The sequence below is a fragment of the Larkinella rosea genome (assembly GCF_003858635.1).
GTDB lineage: Bacteria > Bacteroidota > Bacteroidia > Cytophagales > Spirosomataceae > Larkinella > Larkinella rosea.
The window spans coordinates 671,731-689,968 of sequence record NZ_RQJO01000015.1 but is presented as its reverse complement, the minus strand read 5'-3'; the positions used below and the strand labels follow the sequence as shown (position 1 = coordinate 689,968).

26 protein-coding genes are annotated in these 18,238 nt (G+C 48.7%); 2 read left to right on the top strand and 24 right to left on the bottom strand.

Going from position 1 to position 18,238, the window contains the following annotated elements; all coding sequences use genetic code 11:
- Positions 1–47: 47 nt before the first annotated feature.
- Positions 48–1,325, bottom strand: coding sequence for a phosphopyruvate hydratase (eno, locus tag EHT25_RS29385; RefSeq protein ID WP_124879002.1), 1,278 nt, complete (start codon positions 1,323–1,325; stop codon positions 48–50).
- 380 nt (positions 1,326–1,705) lie between these two features.
- Between eno and EHT25_RS29380 the strand changes: the two genes are divergently transcribed.
- A complete protein-coding gene (locus EHT25_RS29380; protein WP_185731524.1) occupies positions 1,706–4,501 on the top strand; it encodes an ATP-binding protein in 2,796 nt (931 codons plus the stop codon).
- Between the two features lie 116 nt (positions 4,502–4,617).
- The gene (locus EHT25_RS29375; RefSeq protein ID WP_124879000.1) at positions 4,618–4,842 is read left to right on the top strand and encodes a hypothetical protein; all 225 of its coding nucleotides are present in this window, start codon (positions 4,618–4,620) and stop codon (positions 4,840–4,842) included.
- Here EHT25_RS29375 and EHT25_RS29370 read toward each other — a convergent pair.
- The 23 genes from EHT25_RS29370 to rpmC all read right to left on the bottom strand — a co-directional run bounded on the left by EHT25_RS29370 (position 4,839) and on the right by rpmC (position 18,183).
- Positions 4,839–6,035 carry an acetyltransferase domain-containing protein gene (locus EHT25_RS29370; RefSeq protein ID WP_124878999.1) on the bottom strand — a complete coding sequence of 399 codons (1,197 nt, stop codon included), beginning with the start codon at positions 6,033–6,035 and terminating at the stop codon, positions 4,839–4,841. The two genes, EHT25_RS29375 and EHT25_RS29370, sit on opposite strands and share 4 nt — an antisense overlap.
- 106 nt (positions 6,036–6,141) lie before the next feature.
- Complete coding sequence (gene carA, locus EHT25_RS29365; RefSeq protein WP_124878998.1) at positions 6,142–7,257, bottom strand: glutamine-hydrolyzing carbamoyl-phosphate synthase small subunit; 1,116 nt, start codon at positions 7,255–7,257, stop codon at positions 6,142–6,144.
- Positions 7,258–7,351: 94 nt separating this feature from the next.
- Positions 7,352–8,137, bottom strand: coding sequence for a 50S ribosomal protein L17 (gene rplQ / locus EHT25_RS29360; RefSeq protein WP_124878997.1), 786 nt, complete (start codon positions 8,135–8,137; stop codon positions 7,352–7,354).
- A 9-nt stretch (positions 8,138–8,146) separates the two neighbouring features.
- On the bottom strand, positions 8,147–9,136 hold the full coding sequence (locus EHT25_RS29355; RefSeq protein WP_124878996.1) for a DNA-directed RNA polymerase subunit alpha: 990 nt from the start codon (positions 9,134–9,136) through the stop codon (positions 8,147–8,149).
- 96 nt (positions 9,137–9,232) lie between these two features.
- Positions 9,233–9,838 (bottom strand): 30S ribosomal protein S4, encoded by a 606-nt coding sequence (rpsD, locus tag EHT25_RS29350; protein ID WP_124878995.1) that lies wholly within the window; start codon positions 9,836–9,838, stop codon positions 9,233–9,235.
- Between the two features lie 110 nt (positions 9,839–9,948).
- Positions 9,949–10,344 carry a 30S ribosomal protein S11 gene (gene rpsK / locus EHT25_RS29345; RefSeq protein ID WP_114406367.1) on the bottom strand — a complete coding sequence of 132 codons (396 nt, stop codon included), beginning with the start codon at positions 10,342–10,344 and terminating at the stop codon, positions 9,949–9,951.
- Positions 10,345–10,436: 92 nt separating this feature from the next.
- A complete protein-coding gene (gene rpsM / locus EHT25_RS29340) occupies positions 10,437–10,814 on the bottom strand; it encodes a 30S ribosomal protein S13 (RefSeq protein ID WP_124878994.1) in 378 nt (125 codons plus the stop codon).
- Positions 10,815–10,823: 9 nt separating this feature from the next.
- The gene (gene rpmJ, locus EHT25_RS29335; protein WP_038119933.1) at positions 10,824–10,940 is read right to left on the bottom strand and encodes a 50S ribosomal protein L36; all 117 of its coding nucleotides are present in this window, start codon (positions 10,938–10,940) and stop codon (positions 10,824–10,826) included.
- Between the two features lie 101 nt (positions 10,941–11,041).
- Positions 11,042–11,260 carry a translation initiation factor IF-1 gene (gene infA / locus EHT25_RS29330; protein WP_114406369.1) on the bottom strand — a complete coding sequence of 73 codons (219 nt, stop codon included), beginning with the start codon at positions 11,258–11,260 and terminating at the stop codon, positions 11,042–11,044.
- 3 nt (positions 11,261–11,263) lie between these two features.
- Entirely contained in the window at positions 11,264–12,076 is an 813-nt protein-coding gene (gene map, locus EHT25_RS29325; protein ID WP_124878993.1) for a type I methionyl aminopeptidase, read from the bottom strand.
- A gap of 4 nt (positions 12,077–12,080) precedes the next feature.
- Entirely contained in the window at positions 12,081–13,394 is a 1,314-nt protein-coding gene (secY, locus tag EHT25_RS29320; RefSeq protein ID WP_124878992.1) for a preprotein translocase subunit SecY, read from the bottom strand.
- An 85-nt stretch (positions 13,395–13,479) separates the two neighbouring features.
- Complete coding sequence (rplO, locus tag EHT25_RS29315; protein WP_124878991.1) at positions 13,480–13,926, bottom strand: 50S ribosomal protein L15; 447 nt, start codon at positions 13,924–13,926, stop codon at positions 13,480–13,482.
- A gap of 4 nt (positions 13,927–13,930) precedes the next feature.
- Positions 13,931–14,110 carry a 50S ribosomal protein L30 gene (gene rpmD, locus EHT25_RS29310; protein WP_124878990.1) on the bottom strand — a complete coding sequence of 60 codons (180 nt, stop codon included), beginning with the start codon at positions 14,108–14,110 and terminating at the stop codon, positions 13,931–13,933.
- 23 nt (positions 14,111–14,133) lie between these two features.
- The gene (gene rpsE, locus EHT25_RS29305; RefSeq protein WP_124878989.1) at positions 14,134–14,649 is read right to left on the bottom strand and encodes a 30S ribosomal protein S5; all 516 of its coding nucleotides are present in this window, start codon (positions 14,647–14,649) and stop codon (positions 14,134–14,136) included.
- 8 nt (positions 14,650–14,657) lie between these two features.
- Positions 14,658–15,014, bottom strand: coding sequence for a 50S ribosomal protein L18 (rplR, locus tag EHT25_RS29300; protein WP_124878988.1), 357 nt, complete (start codon positions 15,012–15,014; stop codon positions 14,658–14,660).
- A 31-nt stretch (positions 15,015–15,045) separates the two neighbouring features.
- Positions 15,046–15,603: a 50S ribosomal protein L6 gene (rplF, locus tag EHT25_RS29295; RefSeq protein ID WP_124878987.1), complete on the bottom strand. Its 558-nt coding sequence runs from the start codon at positions 15,601–15,603 to the stop codon at positions 15,046–15,048.
- A gap of 9 nt (positions 15,604–15,612) precedes the next feature.
- A complete protein-coding gene (gene rpsH / locus EHT25_RS29290) occupies positions 15,613–16,011 on the bottom strand; it encodes a 30S ribosomal protein S8 (RefSeq protein WP_124878986.1) in 399 nt (132 codons plus the stop codon).
- A gap of 104 nt (positions 16,012–16,115) precedes the next feature.
- Entirely contained in the window at positions 16,116–16,385 is a 270-nt protein-coding gene (rpsN, locus tag EHT25_RS29285; protein WP_124878985.1) for a 30S ribosomal protein S14, read from the bottom strand.
- 20 nt (positions 16,386–16,405) lie between these two features.
- Positions 16,406–16,960 (bottom strand): 50S ribosomal protein L5, encoded by a 555-nt coding sequence (gene rplE, locus EHT25_RS29280; protein WP_124878984.1) that lies wholly within the window; start codon positions 16,958–16,960, stop codon positions 16,406–16,408.
- A gap of 38 nt (positions 16,961–16,998) precedes the next feature.
- Positions 16,999–17,334, bottom strand: a complete 336-nt coding sequence (rplX, locus tag EHT25_RS29275; RefSeq protein WP_124878983.1) for a 50S ribosomal protein L24 — start codon at positions 17,332–17,334, stop codon at positions 16,999–17,001.
- 2 nt (positions 17,335–17,336) lie between these two features.
- Complete coding sequence (gene rplN, locus EHT25_RS29270; RefSeq protein WP_111626186.1) at positions 17,337–17,705, bottom strand: 50S ribosomal protein L14; 369 nt, start codon at positions 17,703–17,705, stop codon at positions 17,337–17,339.
- Between the two features lie 2 nt (positions 17,706–17,707).
- Positions 17,708–17,971, bottom strand: a complete 264-nt coding sequence (rpsQ, locus tag EHT25_RS29265) for a 30S ribosomal protein S17 (RefSeq protein ID WP_038119974.1) — start codon at positions 17,969–17,971, stop codon at positions 17,708–17,710.
- A 17-nt stretch (positions 17,972–17,988) separates the two neighbouring features.
- The gene (rpmC, locus tag EHT25_RS29260; RefSeq protein WP_124878982.1) at positions 17,989–18,183 is read right to left on the bottom strand and encodes a 50S ribosomal protein L29; all 195 of its coding nucleotides are present in this window, start codon (positions 18,181–18,183) and stop codon (positions 17,989–17,991) included.
- Between the last annotated feature and the right edge of the window lie 55 nt (positions 18,184–18,238).

Genomic DNA, 18,238 nt, shown 5'->3' with positions numbered 1-18,238 from the left:
TGGAAATAAATACCCCCAACCTGGCAACAGGTTGGGGGCCAATTCAATTACATTTTTATACCCGGGAAATAGGCAATTTCGCCCAGTTCCTCTTCGATGCGCAGCAATTGGTTGTATTTCGCCATCCGATCCGAGCGCGAAGCTGAACCGGTTTTGATCTGACCCGTATTCAGAGCCACCGCCAAATCCGCAATCGTTGCGTCTTCGGTTTCGCCCGAACGGTGCGACATGATGTTTTTGTACGAATTGCGTTTCGCCAGGTTCACCGTGTTGATTGTCTCGGTCAGCGAACCAATCTGGTTCACTTTCACCAGAACCGCATTGGCAATTCCCTGGTCGATGCCTTGCTGTAAACGCGTTACGTTGGTCACAAACAGGTCATCACCAACCAGTTGGGTTTTCTTGCCGATCAGTTCAGTTTGTTCTTTCCAGCCACTCCAGTCGTCTTCGGCCATCCCGTCTTCGATGGAGATGATCGGGTATTTTTCCACCCACTCTTTCCAGTAATTCGCCATTTCGGACGAGCTGAGTTTGTCGCCGGTCGATTTTTTGAAATGGTATGTTCCGGTTTCGGCTTCATAGAATTCGGAAGCAGCCGCGTCCATCGCGATGTAAATATCCTGACCAGCCCGGTAACCGGCTTTGTCGATGGCTTGCAAAATGATCTGGATAGCCTCTTCGTTCGACGGAATGTTCGGCGCAAAACCGCCTTCGTCGCCTACATTGGTCGACATGCCTTTGCCTTTCAGTACTTTTTTCAGCGAATGGAATACTTCGGTTCCCCACCGCAGGGCTTCCGAGAAGCTCGGCGCGCCAACGGGCATCACCATGAATTCCTGGAAGTCAATCGAGTTATCCGCGTGGCTTCCTCCGTTCAGGATGTTCATCATCGGCACCGGCAGCGTATTGGCGTTCACCCCACCGATGTAGCGATACAAGGGCAAACCGGCTTCCTGCGCAGCGGCTTTGGCAATGGCCAGCGAAACGCCCAAAATGGCGTTGGCACCCAGACGGCCTTTGTTGGAAGTACCATCCAGTTCAATCATAATCCGGTCGATCATGCTCTGATCGAAAACCGACGATCCGACCAGTTCCGGAAAAATCAGTTCATTTACGTTCTGAACCGCTCTCAATACGCCTTTGCCGACGTACCGTTTCGGATCATCGTCGCGCAATTCGACGGCTTCGTGCGAACCGGTTGAGGCTCCTGATGGAACAGCCGCCCGGCCCAGAAAACCGTTTTCGGTACGAACATCTACTTCAACGGTCGGGTTGCCTCTCGAATCCAGAATCTGTCTGGCATGAATGGACTGAATAATACTCATTGTGTCTGAAAAAGTTGGTTAATATTCTGTAAATTAAAGCGATGGACGGGCCCACGGTTTTCGGATACCTGATCGGATGATCTACCCGGCATCTATCAAGGAATCGGTTGTAGCACGATTTTTGCCCTACAAAGTAAGCGATTTTTTCGGTTTGTAGGGAATGCCTTTTTAATTAAGCCGTTCGGTATTACGCAATTATTACCCAACGACGATTTAACCATCTGGCACCATTCGGTGGTGTCTTACGTGGGAAATAGCCTATGATGATTGTTACAACTTCTCAACGAACGAGACTTTTTTTACTAATAGCGTTTTTTTTTAGCCTGCCGATCCCCGTTTTGCTGGCTCAAAAAAACCAGTCTGCCGTTGTTCAAAACGGCGTGATTGACCTTTCTGCTTATTCGTATCATTCTACGGAACCCGTACTGCTCACGGGTGACTGGTTTTTTAAATGGAATCGATTCACGGACTCAACCGGCGTTGTAACCAGCCCGAATTACCTTCCTGTGCCCGGTGACTGGCATACATACACCCATAGCGCCACTTTATTTCCACAAGATCTGGGGCACGGCACGTATGGATTACGGATTATCCTTCCCGATTCGGGCAAAATCTGGTCGCTGCGGATCCCGCCCATCCGAACGGCGTATAAGCTGTCCGTTAACGGAAAAGTAGTGACGCAGGCTGGTAACGTGGCAACGGATCCTTCCATGAAACCGGGGACCGAATCGAAGGTCGTTTCATTTCTGATTCCCGGCAACGAGGCTTTTGTGCTTATCCACGTTTCCAACTATCATTTTGCTTACGGCGGAATCTGGAAGAGCTTACAATTTGGTAACCCGGCCACCATCTCGCTGAGTCGTGAAAAAGCACTGCTGACTTCGGCCTTCATGATTGGGGCATTGCTCATCATCGGCGTTTATCACTTTGTTCTTTACGCGCTTCGCCGGAAAGACCGGGCACCCCTCCTATTCGGAATCCTTTGTCTAACGGCCGGTTTTCGGGAGCTTTTCAATTCAGGAGGTATGTTTTTTCTGGTTTTTCCCGAAACTGACTGGTTTCTGGCCAACAAAGCGCTGTATTTCGTCTTTCCGGTTGGCGTTGTCAGCATTACGCTGTACCTGGAATGCCTGTTTCCTGACCTGTTCTCGAAGCCGGTCAAGAAATGTATTCTTGCGTTAAATATTACTTTTTTCGTGGTGGTTCTGGTGACTCCGGCAACCATCTATTCGGCCGTGGGTACCCTCATCAGCCCGCTGGCCACGCTCGAATGCGGTTATTTTTTCTGGGTTTCGTTTCGGGCCAACCGCCTACGGAAAAACGGTGGATTCATTCTTTTTTGTGATATGATCCTGTTGACCCTGTGCGTGATCAACGATACCCTTTATCAGGCTGGCATCATTCACACGTATTACCTGCTTCCGGTTGCCGTCGTTGTTTTCGCCCTGTGTCAGTCGCTGCTGCTGGCAATGCGTTTCTCGTTTGCTTTTTCCAAAACGGAAGCGCTAACGGTGGAATTACAAACCGCCAATCACGCCATTGAGCAGATGGCGCTCCGGCGTCAGGAAGCCGAACGGCGCAAGGGCATTGAAGAGGTAAAAAACCGCTTCTTTGCGAACATTACCCACGAATTCCGCACTCCGCTCACGCTGATTATTTCGCCTATTGAGCATTTGCTCCAGACGGCCGAAAGCGGGGCCAACATTGAGAGTTCCGTTCTGCATCACACCATGGCGACCATTCACCGAAATGCGCGCCAGTTGTTACACCTGATCAATCAGTTACTTGATCTGTCCAAACTGGAATCCGGTAGCCTCAAAGTCCGGGAATCGCAGGGCAATATGGTCAATTTTATGAGTGAGGTGGTCGATTCGTTTCGCATCACGGCCGAATCAAAAGGGATTCGGCTTCTTTTTCAACCCGATCGACTTCCCGAGCAGTTGCTGTTTGATGACGATAAATGGGGAAAAATCAGCTATAACCTGATTTCAAACGCGGTGAAATATACGGCAACCGGCGGTTCGGTTGTCGTCAAACTAGCGACCTGTCCGCTTCAGGCTGATGGACAAATGCTGCTGCGCCTGTCGGTTACAGATACCGGAACCGGTATTCCGCAGGAAAACATTCCGCATATTTTTGACCGGTTTTACCAGATCGATGATTCCCGAACCCGTTCGTTCGGCGGAACCGGCATCGGTTTGGCGCTGGTTAAAGAACTAACCGATTTGCTAAAAGGTCAGATAACGGTAGAGAGTCAGCTTGAAAAAGGGACGACCATCTCGGTGGAATGCCCGGTTCATCAAGCCTATTCCGATCATCCGGTGCTTCAGGTTTCCAGTTCCCAATCGCTTTGGCCGGAGGTAGTGTCAATGCCCCATGAGCAAGCGCCGGTCCTGAAAACGGCATCCAGTGATCCATTACCTGCCATTCTCGTCGTGGAGGACAATCACGAGCTGCGCCAGTTAATTGCCAGTGGACTTTCCCGTTTTTACCGGATCATTACTGCAGCCAACGGCCGGGAAGGCTGGGAGATCTGTCAGAACGAACTGCCCGATCTGGTGCTGAGCGACATCATGATGCCGATTATGGATGGTTACCAGCTCTGCCGGACGATTAAACAAACACCCCAGACAAATCACATTGCGGTTATTTTGTTAACGGCAAAAACCGCTTCCGAAAGTAAAGTGGAAGGACTTGCCGTTGGTGCGAACGACTATTTGACCAAACCGTTCAATCAGCGGGAGTTGCAGCTGCGGATTTCCAATTTGCTGCACTATCAGCTAACGCTCCGTAAATTTTATAATCATCAGTTCAACAAACCCGAAACGAACCCACTTCCAGCCTACGAAAATGCCTTCCTTAATCAGCTTTATCAAGCCCTGGAAAAGCACATCGACGATACGAAATTATCCGTCGAAGATCTGGCGGTTACCGTTGCCATGAGTTCCCGCACGCTGAACCGGAAGTTATCCACCATGCTCGGTATGACCGTTAGTGAGTTTATCCGCAATTACCGTCTCCGGAAAGCCGCCGGGTTGTTAAAAGCCGGGTATCCAGTTTCCGAAACCGCCTATCTGGTTGGTTTTGACAGCCCTTCTTATTTTGGTCAGTGTTTCAAGGAGCTATTCGCTTTGTCCCCTTCCGAGTATGTGAGAAGTGTATTGTCTGAAAATTGAGTGTAATTGTCCAAAAATTGCGAGTCATTTTGGGGCAAATTCATGAATATTGCAGACTATTATTTTCTCTGTCTGGTCATGCACTCATGTATGGGTTACCCAATCGTAGCCCATACATGGTATTTCACTTAACCGAATTTATGGCCTATTCATTTTCGCAACCAAACGCGACCTGGGATCTGTGTACACCTCCCGTCGATATTCCTACTGAGGAAACCTTCCAGCTTTATCTGCTCACCCTTCATTATCGAACGTTGGAATATGAGAACTACTCTGCCCGGTTTTCGCCGAAGCAGACGACTAAAATTCAATGGTTTGCAACCGATATGGCCAAGGCTTAGAGGTAGCTCCAGATTTGACTGCGGCTCTGGTTTTTAATACGGCCATATCCTTTACAAAGTGGATACATGATCAGAACAACCAGCACCCAGACGCCGTATACCATTCCCAGCGATAAACCGTGATTCGGCATCACGCCCCCTGTCCGGTTTTGAAAGTTGATCTGTGCCCACGAGACGCCATCTGCCAGCAGGAGTAAAATCGAAAGCAGGTGAACCAGAAAGAAGTGGACAACAAAGTAAAAGAGCGGCACCCGCCCGTAGACGATAAAGAATTGCGTCCAGTTACTCCGCTGGCCGTCCAGCCAACTTAAAAGCAGCATGGCCGGGCCCAGCGTGACCAGTGTAAAAAGCAGCGAGGGTGGGTATTTAATCAGGTTGATAAAGGATAAAAACGTAAACAGGGGTGTTTTCTGCACAGACCAGGGCGCAGGATCGCCGTATACATTCAACGCCCGAATCAGAACGAAACCCGCCATTGCGCTGATTCCAATCCATTTAAGCATTCTTCGACGTTTTGCAGCGTCGAAGTCCCGGCTAAATAATTCTCCCAAACAATAGCCCAGAATCATAATCCCGATCCAGGGCAGCACAGGGTACATAACGATAACGATCCGGGTTGGTGTAATTAGGATCGGCCCAGGGCGGTGCAGGATCGACCAGAAAATATCCATCGCGGTACCCTTCTCAAAAGAAACCCCATCCAATGCATTGTGGCCAGCTAAAATCAGCAGACCAATCGCCAGAATCAGACGTTGGGGTAAAAACAACAAAGCGGCTAAAACCACCATACCGACGCCCGTTGCCCAAATAACCTCCAATGCGATCAATGAATACGTTAGGTCGAACCAGAAAACGAATCCGACAACCGTTAATTCCAGGAAGATTAGCCATAACCCGCGCGTCATCAGAAAAACGCCGAGTTGCGGTTTTGTCATTTTTCGGCCCATCAAATACGCCGATGTTCCTGCCAGAAAAACGAAGGTCGGAGCGCAGAAATGCGTTACCCAGCGAGTCAGGAACAAGGCCGGCGTGGTTGTGTTTAAATCCGTGGCATTGTAGAAAAAACCGTTGTAATGGATAAAATCGCGCGTATGATCGAGCGCCATGATCACCATAACGATGCCCCGCAGCACATCGATGCTCTGGATACGGCTGGCAATGCGATTCAGCGGGAGGGTTGCGGTTGCGGTCATTACGTTCTGATTTCGTTCCAGTTGCAAGTTAGCTTTACGCTTAAAATCAGCAACATAACGTCCGCATTATCCATAAAAAAAACCGGTCTGTTGACCGGTTTTTGATTTATTTCACTTCGACTTCGATCAGTTTCACAAAGTCATCGAACAGATACCGCGAATCGTGCGGCCCCGGCGATGCTTCGGGGTGGTATTGCACCGAGAACGCCGGGCGGTCTTTCCGCCGGATACCTTCGATCGTTTTATCGTTCAGGTTGACGTGTGTCAACTCGACATCCCGGTTTTCCATCACTTCATCGGCAATGACGGCAAAGCCGTGGTTCTGCGACGTTACCTCACAGCGGCCGGTGATCAGGTTCTTCACCGGATGGTTCAACCCCCGGTGGCCGTTGTGCATTTTGTACGTATTGATACCGCTGGCGAGCGACAGAATCTGGTGACCGAGGCAAATTCCAAACAGCGGTTTATCGGTTTCCAGCGCCTGCTTGACGGTTTCTACGGCATATGGCATAGCCGCCGGATCGCCGGGACCGTTGGAAATGAAATAACCGTCCGGACTCCAGGCGTTAATTTCCTCAAAAGGCGTTTTAGCCGGAAAAACGCGGCAATGTGCCCCCCGGTTGGCCAGGTTGTTCAGAATGCTTTTCTTGATGCCCAAATCCAGAACCGCCACCTTAAAATCGGACCGGTTGGCATCGCCTACTTCGTATATTTTCTGGGTACAGACTTCCGACGAAAGCTCCAGGCCTTCCATATCGGGGATCTGGTTCAACCGATCCAGTAAAACCGCCGGGTCCAGAATTTCGGACGAAATAATGCAGTTCATCACGCCTTTGTCCCGAATATGCCGCACTACCTGCCGGGTGTCGATGCCGCTAATGCCAACGATGTTCGCCTTCTCAAAATAGTCCTGCAACGACTCATCCGCCGTGTGCCGTGAGTGGATCTGGGAAAAGAAATTACAGACCATTCCCCGGATTTTGACGCTGCCCGATTCTTCTTCATCCCGGTATTGAATACCGTAATTACCGATGTGGGAGGTCGTGTTTACGATTACCTGTCCGTAATACGAAGGATCCGTGTAGATCTCCTGATAGCCGGTCATGCCCGTGTTGAAGCATATTTCACCACCCGCCGTTCCGATTTTACCAAGGGCTGTTCCTCTGAACACGGACCCATCTTTCAAAACCAGTAAAGCCTCTGGTTGCTGAACCTGTTTCATGAATTACGCTGGATTTATTCAGTTAAAAAAAAGGGTCAACCCGTTACGGTCAACCCTCTATTTATTATTTGAGTTCGTTCTTCACAAGGATTAATTAACTGGGTCGGCCACCGTTTAATTCATCCTGCAACGTTTTCAACTCATCGAATTTGCCATCGCGGGCCAGAGCAGCCTGTTGCGGCCAGGTTCCGGGGTCGTGCGAAGCAAACTGTGAACCGGCGTTATCCAGAATTTCGCGGATGGACTCCGGTGTCGCGTCGGCCAGTTGAGCGAAGGTGGAGATACCGGCTTCGGTGAGTACTTCGGCAATTTTCGGGCCGATGCCTTCAACCAGTGCCAGATCGTCTCCCGCTGCGGCCGGAGCTTCTTCCGTCACGACTTCAGCCGCTGGAACATCTTCTACTTTTGCTTCGGCAACCGGTGTAGCTTCAACGGTTTCGTCGGCTTTGCGGGTTCCGCTCCGACGACCGCGACGGGTCCGGGTTGCTTTTTGCTCTTCAGATGCGGCTGTCAACAAGGTCTCGTTGAAGTCAACCAGCTCGATGATGCAAGTTTCGGCGTTGTCACCAATCCGGTTTCCCAGTTTGATGATCCGGGTGTAACCACCGGGGCGGCTCGAAATTTTGTCGGAGACAACGTTGAACAGTTCTTTCATCGTCTCCTTGTTCTGGAGGTACGAGAAAAGGACCCGGCGATTCTGATACGTATCGTCTTTTGCGCGGGTCAGCAGGGGTTCAACGTATTTCCGCAGTTCTTTCGCTTTGGCAACCGTTGTTTCGATGCGCTTGCTCAGAATCAGCGAGGATGCCATGTTCGACAACATTGCCGCCCTATGGGAATGGGTCCTGCTAAGGTGATTATGTTTTTTACCGTGTCTCATGGTAGTGTACTAGTCCTCGTCTAATCTGTATTTAGTAATATCCATGCCGAAAGTCAAATTCTTTTCGGCCACCAACTGTTCCAACTCAGTCAGCGACTTCTTACCGAAGTTTCTAAATTTCATCATGTCTGAAATCTCCAGCCGCACCAGGTCGCCCAGGGATTTTACGTCAGCGGATTTCAAGCAGTTGTAAGCCCGTACCGACAGATCGAGATCCGCCAGTGGCGTTTTCAACAGCTTCCGCATGTGCAGCATTTCCTCATCAACCACGTTATCTTCTTCGGCTTTCGCGGTTTCAAACGTCATCGTTTGATCGGAGAACAGCATGAAGTGTTGAATCAGAATGGTGGCTGCACCTTTCAGCGCTTCTTCCGGGTGAATGGAACCGTCGGTTTCGATGTCCAGCAACAACCGCTCGTAGTCGGTTTTTTGCTCAACCCGCGTGTTTTCAACGCTGTAACGAACGTTCTTGATCGGCGTGTAAATCGCGTCGATCGGAATGTGTCCGAAAGGCAGTTCGTTGGCACGTGGTTCGTCGGCAGGAACATACCCCCGACCTTTTTCAACGTGAATTTCCATTTCCAACTCACGCGTGTCGTCGATGTGGCAGATCTCCAGTTCCGGATTCAGCACTTCAAAAGACGCCGTGAATTTTGATATATCACCGGCTTTTAAAACCGACTGATTCTTAATGGTAACAGTAATTTTGTTGTCAACCATGTCCGAAACTTTCTTAAACCGAACCATTTTCAGGTTCAGGATAATTTCGGTCACGTCTTCAACGACGCCTTCTATTGACGAGAATTCATGCAGTACGCCAGGGAATCGTACGCTGGCAATGGCATAGCCTTCCAGCGACGACAGCAGAATTCTCCGCAACGCATTCCCTATGGTCACGCCATAGCCCTTTTCGAGTGGCTTGAACTCAAACAACCCGTGAAAGTCGTCAGCTCGCTCCATGACAACTTTATCGGGCATTTGGAACGCTAATATTGACATACGATTATGTTGTTAACAGTTCAAAAAAAGTAGTTCATGGTTTTGGGTTTATAGTCTAAGGTCACCCGTAAACGATAAACCGCAAACGATAAACTGTTATTTAGAATATAATTCGACAACCAACTGCTCGTTTACATTCTCCGGAATCTGATCGCGTTCCGGGTAGTTTGTAAACACACCCTGCAATTGTTGTTGATCCCATTCCAACCAATTGTAGCGCTTCGCATTGCGGGCCGACAGGCTGGTTGTAACGGCTTCTAGTGACTTCGATTTCTCACGGATGCTAACCAGTTGACCCGGTTTTAGTGAGTACGAAGCTATGTTTACCACTTCGCCGTCAACGGCAATGTGTTTGTGGGAGACTAACTGGCGGGCCGCCCGACGGGTCGGGGCAATGCCTAAACGGTAAACCGTATTATCCAGACGAGCTTCGCAGAGTTTGAGCAGGTTTTCACCCGTAATGCCTTGCTTAACTACTGCGCGGTGGAACAATCCCCGGAACTGACGCTCCAGAATACCGTAGATGTATTTTACTTTCTGTTTTTCCTGCAACTGAACCGCGTATTCCGACTGTTTCCGTTTCCGACCACGACCGTGTTGACCGGGCGCATGAGGTTTTTTTTGCAGTGCTTTGCTGGGGCCGAGGATCGGCTCACCAAACTTGCGGGAGATTTTGGCCTTGGGGCCTGTGTATCTTGCCATTGTAAGCTGAGAATGAATAAAAATGAACAGACACAACTCAATGTCACCTGTCCGTATTCATCGGATGAAGCGGTTTCTCTACAGTGAACCGCATAACTGAGAATGAACGATTAAACGCGACGGCGTTTTGGAGGGCGGCAGCCATTGTGTGGCAGTGGCGTAATATCTTTGATCGACATCACTTCAATACCGGTATTCTGAATGGTCCGAATGGCCGATTCACGACCGGAACCGGGACCTTTCACAAATACTTCCGCTTTCCGCATGCCCAGGTCATGGGCTACGGTAGCGCAGTTCTGAGCGGCAGTCTGAGCGGCATACGGCGTGTTTTTCTTGGAACCTTTGAAGCCCATTTTACCAGCCGATGCCCACGAGATTACTTGCCCTGAGCTGTTCGTAATTGAAATGATGATGTTATTGAACGAAGCCCGGATGTGAACCTGTCCAACGGGTTCGACCACCACTACCCGCTTTTTCGCTTTATCTTTGCGTTTTGCCTGAGCCATTTTTCAGTTGATCAGTTTAACGTCTGAAGTTTAAGGTTTAAAGGCCATTTTCCTGGTCGCTTTAAACCTTAAACCGCAAACTTTAAACCCTATTATTTAGTTGCTTTCTTCTTATTTGCTACCGTCTTACGCTTACCTTTCCGCGTACGGGAATTGTTTTTCGTGTGCTGTCCACGAACCGGCAGACCTTTCCGGTGGCGCAGTCCGCGGTAGCAACCAATGTCCATCAAGCGTTTGATGTTCAGTTGGACTTCCGATTTCAGCGCTCCTTCGACTTTGTGTTCTGAGCTAATAATGGTACGAATGGCGTTCGACTCTTCGTCGTTCCACTCGCTCACCTTCTTATCCCGAGAAACCCCTGCTTTGTTCAGAATTCTCTGCGCTGAGCTACGGCCAATGCCAAAAATGTAAGTCAACGAAATTTCACCGCGTTTCCGGTCGGGAATATCAACCCCTGCAATACGTGCCATATTCAGTGATTATCCTTGTCTTTGTTTATACCTTGGATTCTTCTTGTTAATAACGTAAAGCTTGCCCTTCCGGCGAATCACTTTACATTCAGCGCTGCGCTTCTTGATAGACGCCTTGACTTTCATGAGTTCAACTCCGTTTATGATCTTCAGTTTTTGGTTTTCGATTCCCGGTTTTTCTGGATCAAATCAGCAAACCGTAAACCATAAACCGCAAACTTTAAACCTTATTTATACCGATAAACAATTCTTGCTTTACTGAGATCATACGGAGACATTTCCAATTTTACGCGGTCGCCCGGTAAAATCTTAATGTAATTCATCCGCATTTTTCCGGAAATGTGAGCAACCACTTCATGCTTATTTTCGAGCTGTACCCGAAACATGGCATTGGAGAGTGCTTCTACAATGGTACCGTCTTGTTCGATGGATGTCTGTTTTGCCATTCGTTACGCTATGGTCACTTCGTTGACTTCAATCATTAAGCTGGTATTCGCCGTTACTTCTTCAATGTATTGAAACGTTGTCAGAATTTCGGCCTGGCCTTTCCGGATGGCAACCGAATGCTCGTAATGAGCGGATTGCTTCCGATCGGCGGTGCGAATCGTCCAACCATCGCGTTCCTGAACAATGTTCTTCTTGCCGAGGTTCACCATGGGTTCGATGGCGATTACCATGCCTTCTTTCAGTTTGACGCCCTGGCCACGCTTTCCGTAGTTAGGTACTTCAGGACTTTCGTGGAGGCTTTTTCCGACACCGTGTCCCACTAATTCCCGAACCACGGAATAGCCAAACTTCTCCACGTGACTCTGCACGGCGTATCCGATATCACCAATCCGGTTTCCTTCGATTGCCTTTTCAATGCCGCAATAGAGCGATTGTTTGGTACGAATCAGCAGATCCCGAACTTCCTGGCTAATTTCCCCAACCGGATAGGTATAAGCACTATCACTATGGTATCCGTTCAGTTTTACACCACAATCGATCGAAATAATGTCGCCTTCCTTCAATTCGTACTTGCTCGGAAAACCATGTACAACCGTCTCATTGACTGAAATACACAAGGCCGCCGGAAAATTATTGAACCCTTTGAAAGAAGGAATACCGCCGTTATCACGGATGTATTCTTCGGCCACCCGATCCAGTTCTTTCGTCGTAACCCCCGGACGAATCCGTTTGGCTACTTCGGCATGTGCTTTACCAAGAACCTGGCCGCTGATTTTCATCAGCTCTATTTCGGCGTCCGATTTCAGGTAAATCATTTCGTTAAGCAGTTATGCTCTCTGTGCGTCCCGTTACCCGCCCTGATTGCATCAGACCTTCGTAACGACGCATGAGCAAGTAGCTTTCAATTTGCTGCAACGTATCCAGAACCACACCCACCATAATCAACAGGGATGTACCTCCGAAGAACTGCGAGAAATTACGGGTCATTCCCAGGAGCGATGCAATGGCGGGCAGAATAGCCACAATTGCCAGCATCAGCGCACCGGGTAAGGTAATCCGATCCAATACCTGCCCAATGTATTCGGAGGTCATAAAACCGGGTTTCACACCGGGAATAAAGCCCCCGCTCCGTCTCATATCATCCGCAATCTGATTTGGGTTCACCGAAATCGCCGTGTAGAAAAAGGTAAAGACGATAATCAGAAACGCAAATAAAAAGTTATACTGCCAGGAGGTGTAATCGGCAAAAACCGTCTGAACCGATCCGGCGAAATCGCTTTTCTCTGCAAATAAAGACGCCACCAGCGATGGAACAAACATCAGAGCCTGTGCGAAAATAATGGGCATTACACCCGCTGCATTCAACTTCAATGGCAAATACTGGCGCTGACCACCTACTACTTTGTTGCCAACCACTTGTTTCGCGTACTGAATCGGAATCCGGCGAACCGCCTGCGTCAGTACTACTGCTCCCATCACAACGAAGAACAAACCGACGATTTCAAGAACGAACAACAAAGCCCCTCCTGATCCGCGCGACAAAGCTTCTCCGTAAACGGCGCCGGGGAATCGTGATACGATCCCGATCATAATCAGCATGGATATCCCGTTTCCAATTCCTTTGTCGGTAATGCGTTCACCCAGCCACATACAAAAGATCGTACCGGCAGTCAGGATAAAAACGGAAACAATCCGAAACGTAGCCGGGCTAATTATTACGGCTTCATTCGGAATGGTTGTGGTTAAATACGTGATTGCCTGTGCTGCCGTAACGAAAATAGTCAACACCCGGGTGATTTGATTCAACCGTTTACGACCTGATTCGCCTTCTTTCTGCATTTTCTGAAAGTAAGGCAGTGCCAGGGTTAATAGCTGAATGGCAATCGACGCCGAGATGTACGGCATGATACCCAACGCAAAAATCGAAGCTTTGCTATACGCGCCACCCAAAAAGGTATCGAGTAATCCCAGCAACCCTTGCGGAGTCAGATTCAGTTTGCTCGGATCAACACCGGGCAGAACGATTTGAGAACCAAACCGGAAAACCGTCACAAACAACAACGTGTTGAGAATGCGGGTCCTTAGCTCCTCGATCGAAAAAATATTCTGAAGGGTCGTGATGAATCGTTTCATTAGTGTATCAAGCTGCTCGTCCGAAAAAAGTCACCAAATTTACGAAAAAATATTGGCTAAATCTAGTGCTGAACGAGCCTACTGATTAGAGCGTGATTGCTTTTCCTCCTGCTTTTTCAATTGCCTCAATTGCCTTCTGCGAAAAGCCATGTGCTTTCACTTCCACCACTGAGGAAATTTCACCCCGGCTCAGAATTTTAATTTTATCATTTTTGCCCGCTAAACCGTGTTGCATCAGCACATCGATATCGATCGATGTAACCCCTGCTTTTTCGATTAACTGCTGAAGCGTATCCAGGTTAATCGGCTTGTATTCAACCCGATTGATATTTTTGAAGCCGAATTTCGGTACCCGGCGCTGCAGTGGCATCTGGCCACCTTCGAAGTTTTTCTTAGCGCTGTAACCGGAACGCGACTGGGCACCTTTATGGCCACGGGTAGATGTTCCACCCATCCCAGAACCCGTACCCCGACCTACTCGCTTGCGCTTCTGGACTGATCCTTCCGCAGGTTTAAGTGTATTCAGATTCATGATCTTAAATTTCTTCTACTGTAATTAAATGTTGAACTTTACGGATAATCCCACCGATAGCGTCGTTGTATTCCAGTGAAACGCTGCGGTTGATTTTGCCCAGACCCAGCGATTGAATCGCCAGCTTCTGCGTTTTTGGCCGCTTGATGATGCTGCGAACCTGTGTAATTTTAACCCGTCCCATTTCGATTGCGGTTTTAAGGATGATTATCCGTTAAAAACTTTACTCAGTTTCACCCCGCGCTGGAAGGCTACCTGGTGCGGAGCCCGCATTTTCAGCAGCGCGTCGATGGTGGCCTTCACCACGTTGTGCGGATTGGACGAACCTTTCGATTTCGCCAATACATCGCGGATACCGGCGCTTTCCAGTACGGCACGCATAGCACCACCGGCAATAACACCCGTACCGGCCGAAGCGGGTTTCAGCAGGATAAAACCACCACTGAATTTACCTTCCATTTCGTGCGGAACCGTATGTTTCAACAAAGGAATCTGAACCAGATTTTTCTTGGCATCTTCAATTCCTTTGGCAATTGCATCCGTTACTTCGTTGGCTTTGCCCAGGCCGTAGCCAACCACACCGTTGCCGTCGCCGACTACGATAATGGCCGCAAAGCTAAAACGCCGACCACCTTTCACTACCTTGGCAACGCGGTTGATCGCAACAACGCGTTCTTTCAGTTCAGACTCGTTAACTTTAGCAGGTCTTGTATTGGTTACCATTGTGTTGCTTAGAATTTAAGGCCTCCTTCTCTGGCACCGTCGGCCAAAGCTTTCACCTTTCCATGATACAAATAACCGTTGCGATCGAAAACTACCTTGGTAATACCGTTGGTAGTTGCTTTCTCAGCCAGAGCCTGTCCAACTTGCTTAGCAAGCTCGACGTTAACACCTTTCTTATCTTTCCCGTTGATATCAATTGATGACGCACTGACCAGCGTGTGGCCTCTTTCATCATCAATGATTTGGGCATAAATTCGGGCATTTGACCGAAAAACCGACAGCCGGGGCTGATCAGCCGTTCCGGAAACCTTATTCCGGATATGATTCTTAATACGCAGTCTTCTGCTTGCTTTCGTGACAGCCATTTTCGCCTGTGCTTATTATATGGTTCACCTATTACTTCTTGGAAGCAGATTTACCAGCTTTCCGACGAATTTTCTCGCCCACAAACCGGATACCTTTTCCTTTGTACGGTTCTACTTTACGCAATGAACGGATTTTAGCCGCAACATCACCAATCAGCTGCTTGTCAATTCCTTCCAGAATCACTTTCGGGTTTTGACCTTTTTCCGTTACCGTAGTAACTTTCAGCTCTGCCGGAATCGCCACGTAAATATCGTGTGAATAGCCCAGCGTCAATTGCAGAATGTTACCCGTCGCAACCGCTTTATAACCCACCCCAACGATTTCGAGGTCAAGACGGTAGCCCGTACTAACACCGGTTACCATGTTGTTGACCAATGCGCGATACAGACCGTGAAGGGCTTTAAAGCGTTTCTGATCGTTCGGCCGAACTACTTTCAGTTCGCCATCGGCGATTTCTAATTTAATATCCGGATTGATGCTCTGCGACAGTTCCCCTTTCGGGCCTTTTACCGTAACGATGTTACCGTTCTCGACCGAAACTGACACTTTCTCGGGCAGTGCAATGGATTTATTACCTACGCGTGACATAGTTTCTGATTAATATACGTAACACAACACTTCACCGCCTACGTTTAGCGTCCGGGCTTCCTTGTCCGTCATCACACCTTTTGAGGTCGAGACGATGGCGACACCCAAGCCGTTCAGAATGCGCGGAATATCCGTGGCACCTTTGTATTGGCGCAGACCCGGGCGGCTTACGCGCTGCAGATCGACGATCGCAGGTTGCTTCGTAACCGGATTGTATTTCAACGCAATCTTGATACTTCCTTGGGGGCCGTTTTCATCGAACTTGTAGTTCTGGATGAAGCCTTTATCAAAGAGTACCTTAGTGATCTCCTTCTTTATATTGGAAGCAGGAATTTCCACGACCCGGTGCTTGGCGCGGATCGCATTTCTGATGCGAGTCAGATAATCTGCTATGGGATCAGTATTCATTTCCTCCTGATTAGTAACTGCAAACCTCGCTGACGGAGTAGCCGTTTTGAACGGGCCTGCAAAATTAGGGAATTGTTTCGATAATCGCTAAGATGATAAGAAAGTTACCAGCTTGCCTTGGTTACACCCGGAATTTTACCGGCTGATGCCATTTCACGGAATGTTACGCGGGAGATACCAAATTTCCGCATATAACCACGTGGGCGTCCCGTTAACTTACACCGATTGTGCAGACGTACCGGCGAAGCATTCTTCGGCAGTTTGTCTAACCCGAGGTAGTCTCCGGCAGCTTTCAGTGCGGTACGCTTGGCAGCGTATTTCGCAACTAAGGCAATCCGCTTACGCTCTCTTGCTTTGATGGATTCTTTTGCCATGTTTTTATTCGCTTTATGCGTTATTTTTTACCACCGGCGAAGGGCATTCCCAACGCTTTCAGCAATGCAAAGCTTTCTTCATCGGTGTTCGCCGTCGTGACGAACGTGATATCCATTCCGGAGATCCGACTCACTTTGTCGATCGTGATTTCCGGGAAAATGATCTGTTCCTGAACACCGAACGTGTAGTTCCCGTTACCATCGAAGCCTTTGTCGCTGATTCCTTTAAAGTCACGAACGCGTGGCAGAGCAACAGCGGTCAGACGATCCAGAAATTCGTACATCTTTTCTCCGCGCAGGGTCACTTTCGCACCGATCGGCATGCCTTCACGAAGCTTAAAGTTAGAAACCGCTTTCTTCGCAATCGTAGCCATTGCTTTCTGGCCGGTGATCATCGTCAATTCTTCGACGCCCACGTCAACCAGTTTCTTATCAGCGACGGCGGCTCCAATCCCTTTGTTGACAACAATCTTGGTCAGTTTCGGTACCTGCATGACGCTTTTGTACTGAAACTTTTCCTTCAGCTGGGCCACAATCTCGTTTGTATATTTCTCTTTCAGTCTCGGTGTTGCCACTGTCGTATCTGTTTAATACGTTCCTGATTTCTAATCAATTAGACGAAGTTTCCCGATTTTTTCGAAAACCGTTGCAACTTGCCTTTGTCATTCAGTTTGCGGCCGGTCCGGGAAGGTTCGTTCGTTTTTGGATCAACCACCATCAGGTTACTGATGTGGATCGTTCCTTCACGTTTTTCCAAACTTCCCTGAGGATTGGCTGCGGATGGTTTCACATGCTTGGTGATCATGTTTACTCCTTCAACCACAGCGCGTTGTTTATCGACCAAAACGCGCAGGATTGTACCGGTTTGGCCCTTCGAGTTACCGGAGAGAACTTTAACAGAATCTCCCTTCTTGATGTGTAACTTCGTAGGCGTGTCTGCTTTCTTCATGGTTACAATACTTCTGGAGCCAGGGAAACGATTTTCATAAATTGCTTCTCGCGCAATTCGCGGGCAACGGGTCCGAATATGCGGGTTCCGCGCGGCTCGTCATTGTTATTCAGCAGTACAGCCGCGTTGTCTTCAAACCGGATATACGATCCGTCTTTCCGGCGTATTTCCTTCTTTGTCCGAACGACTACTGCTTTCGATACAGTTCCTTTCTTCATATTGCTCGAAGAAAGTGCCTGCTTAACCGTCACTACAATTTTATCTCCAACCGTAGCGAAACGTTTGCCGGTACCACCCAGTACCCGAATGCAAAGTACTTCTTTGGCACCGCTGTTATCGGCTACGCCTAAACGTGATTCTTGCTGGATCATGATTACTTCGCCTTTTCAATGATTTCGACTAATCGCCAACATTTGTTCTTGCTCAACGGACGGGTTTCCATAATGCGGACGGTGTCGCCGATTCCACATTCATTTTTCTCGTCGTGGGCCATGAACTTCTTCGTCCGGTGCATGAATTTCCCGTAAATCGGGTGCTGCACTTTCCGATCGACCGCAACCGTGATGGATTTTTCCATCTTGTTGCTTACCACCTTACCAATTCTTTCTTTTCTCAGATTTCTTTCTTGCTGCTCCATGAGTCGATACCGTTTAATTAGCTGGCGTTTTGTTTAACAGTCAGCTCGGTCAGTAATTGAGCAATCAATTTACGCGTTGTGCGAATCCGCATCGGGTTTTCGATGGGCGAAATAGCGTGCGCAAACTTCAACTTTTGCAAGCGATCTTTTTCAGCCGCTACCTGCTCATTCAATTGGTCAACCGTCAGCGACTTGATCTCGTTCTTTTTCATGACTGAATTTTGTTGGTAGCTGTCTGCTGATGGGTGTGTTACTCAAACCCGCAAC

Bases quoted from the DNA above. Each gene is read 5' to 3' on its own strand.
- rplO (WP_124878991.1), bottom strand. From the start codon at position 13,926: ATGAATCTGAATACACTTAAACCTGCGGAAGGATCAGTCCAGAAGCGC.
- eno (WP_124879002.1), bottom strand. From the start codon at position 1,325: ATGAGTATTATTCAGTCCATTCATGCCAGACAGATTCTGGATTCGAGA.
- rpsQ (WP_038119974.1), bottom strand. From the start codon at position 17,971: ATGGAGCAGCAAGAAAGAAATCTGAGAAAAGAAAGAATTGGTAAGGTG.
- rpmJ (WP_038119933.1), bottom strand. From the start codon at position 10,940: ATGAAAGTCAAGGCGTCTATCAAGAAGCGCAGCGCTGAATGTAAAGTG.
- EHT25_RS29375 (WP_124879000.1), top strand. From the start codon at position 4,618: ATGGTATTTCACTTAACCGAATTTATGGCCTATTCATTTTCGCAACCA.
- rpmD (WP_124878990.1), bottom strand. From the start codon at position 14,110: ATGGGACGGGTTAAAATTACACAGGTTCGCAGCATCATCAAGCGGCCA.
- rplQ (WP_124878997.1), bottom strand. From the start codon at position 8,137: ATGAGACACGGTAAAAAACATAATCACCTTAGCAGGACCCATTCCCAT.
- rpsH (WP_124878986.1), bottom strand. From the start codon at position 16,011: ATGAATACTGATCCCATAGCAGATTATCTGACTCGCATCAGAAATGCG.
- map (WP_124878993.1), bottom strand. From the start codon at position 12,076: ATGATTTACCTGAAATCGGACGCCGAAATAGAGCTGATGAAAATCAGC.
- rplR (WP_124878988.1), bottom strand. From the start codon at position 15,014: ATGGCTGTCACGAAAGCAAGCAGAAGACTGCGTATTAAGAATCATATC.
- rpsD (WP_124878995.1), bottom strand. From the start codon at position 9,838: ATGGCAAGATACACAGGCCCCAAGGCCAAAATCTCCCGCAAGTTTGGT.
- rpsK (WP_114406367.1), bottom strand. From the start codon at position 10,344: ATGGCTCAGGCAAAACGCAAAGATAAAGCGAAAAAGCGGGTAGTGGTG.
- rplX (WP_124878983.1), bottom strand. From the start codon at position 17,334: ATGAAGAAAGCAGACACGCCTACGAAGTTACACATCAAGAAGGGAGAT.
- secY (WP_124878992.1), bottom strand. From the start codon at position 13,394: ATGAAACGATTCATCACGACCCTTCAGAATATTTTTTCGATCGAGGAG.
- infA (WP_114406369.1), bottom strand. From the start codon at position 11,260: ATGGCAAAACAGACATCCATCGAACAAGACGGTACCATTGTAGAAGCA.
- rpmC (WP_124878982.1), bottom strand. From the start codon at position 18,183: ATGAAAAAGAACGAGATCAAGTCGCTGACGGTTGACCAATTGAATGAG.
- rplF (WP_124878987.1), bottom strand. From the start codon at position 15,603: ATGTCACGCGTAGGTAATAAATCCATTGCACTGCCCGAGAAAGTGTCA.
- rpsM (WP_124878994.1), bottom strand. From the start codon at position 10,814: ATGGCACGTATTGCAGGGGTTGATATTCCCGACCGGAAACGCGGTGAA.
- EHT25_RS29355 (WP_124878996.1), bottom strand. From the start codon at position 9,136: ATGTCAATATTAGCGTTCCAAATGCCCGATAAAGTTGTCATGGAGCGA.
- rpsE (WP_124878989.1), bottom strand. From the start codon at position 14,649: ATGGTAACCAATACAAGACCTGCTAAAGTTAACGAGTCTGAACTGAAA.
- rpsN (WP_124878985.1), bottom strand. From the start codon at position 16,385: ATGGCAAAAGAATCCATCAAAGCAAGAGAGCGTAAGCGGATTGCCTTA.
- EHT25_RS29370 (WP_124878999.1), bottom strand. From the start codon at position 6,035: ATGACCGCAACCGCAACCCTCCCGCTGAATCGCATTGCCAGCCGTATC.
- carA (WP_124878998.1), bottom strand. From the start codon at position 7,257: ATGAAACAGGTTCAGCAACCAGAGGCTTTACTGGTTTTGAAAGATGGG.
- rplN (WP_111626186.1), bottom strand. From the start codon at position 17,705: ATGATCCAGCAAGAATCACGTTTAGGCGTAGCCGATAACAGCGGTGCC.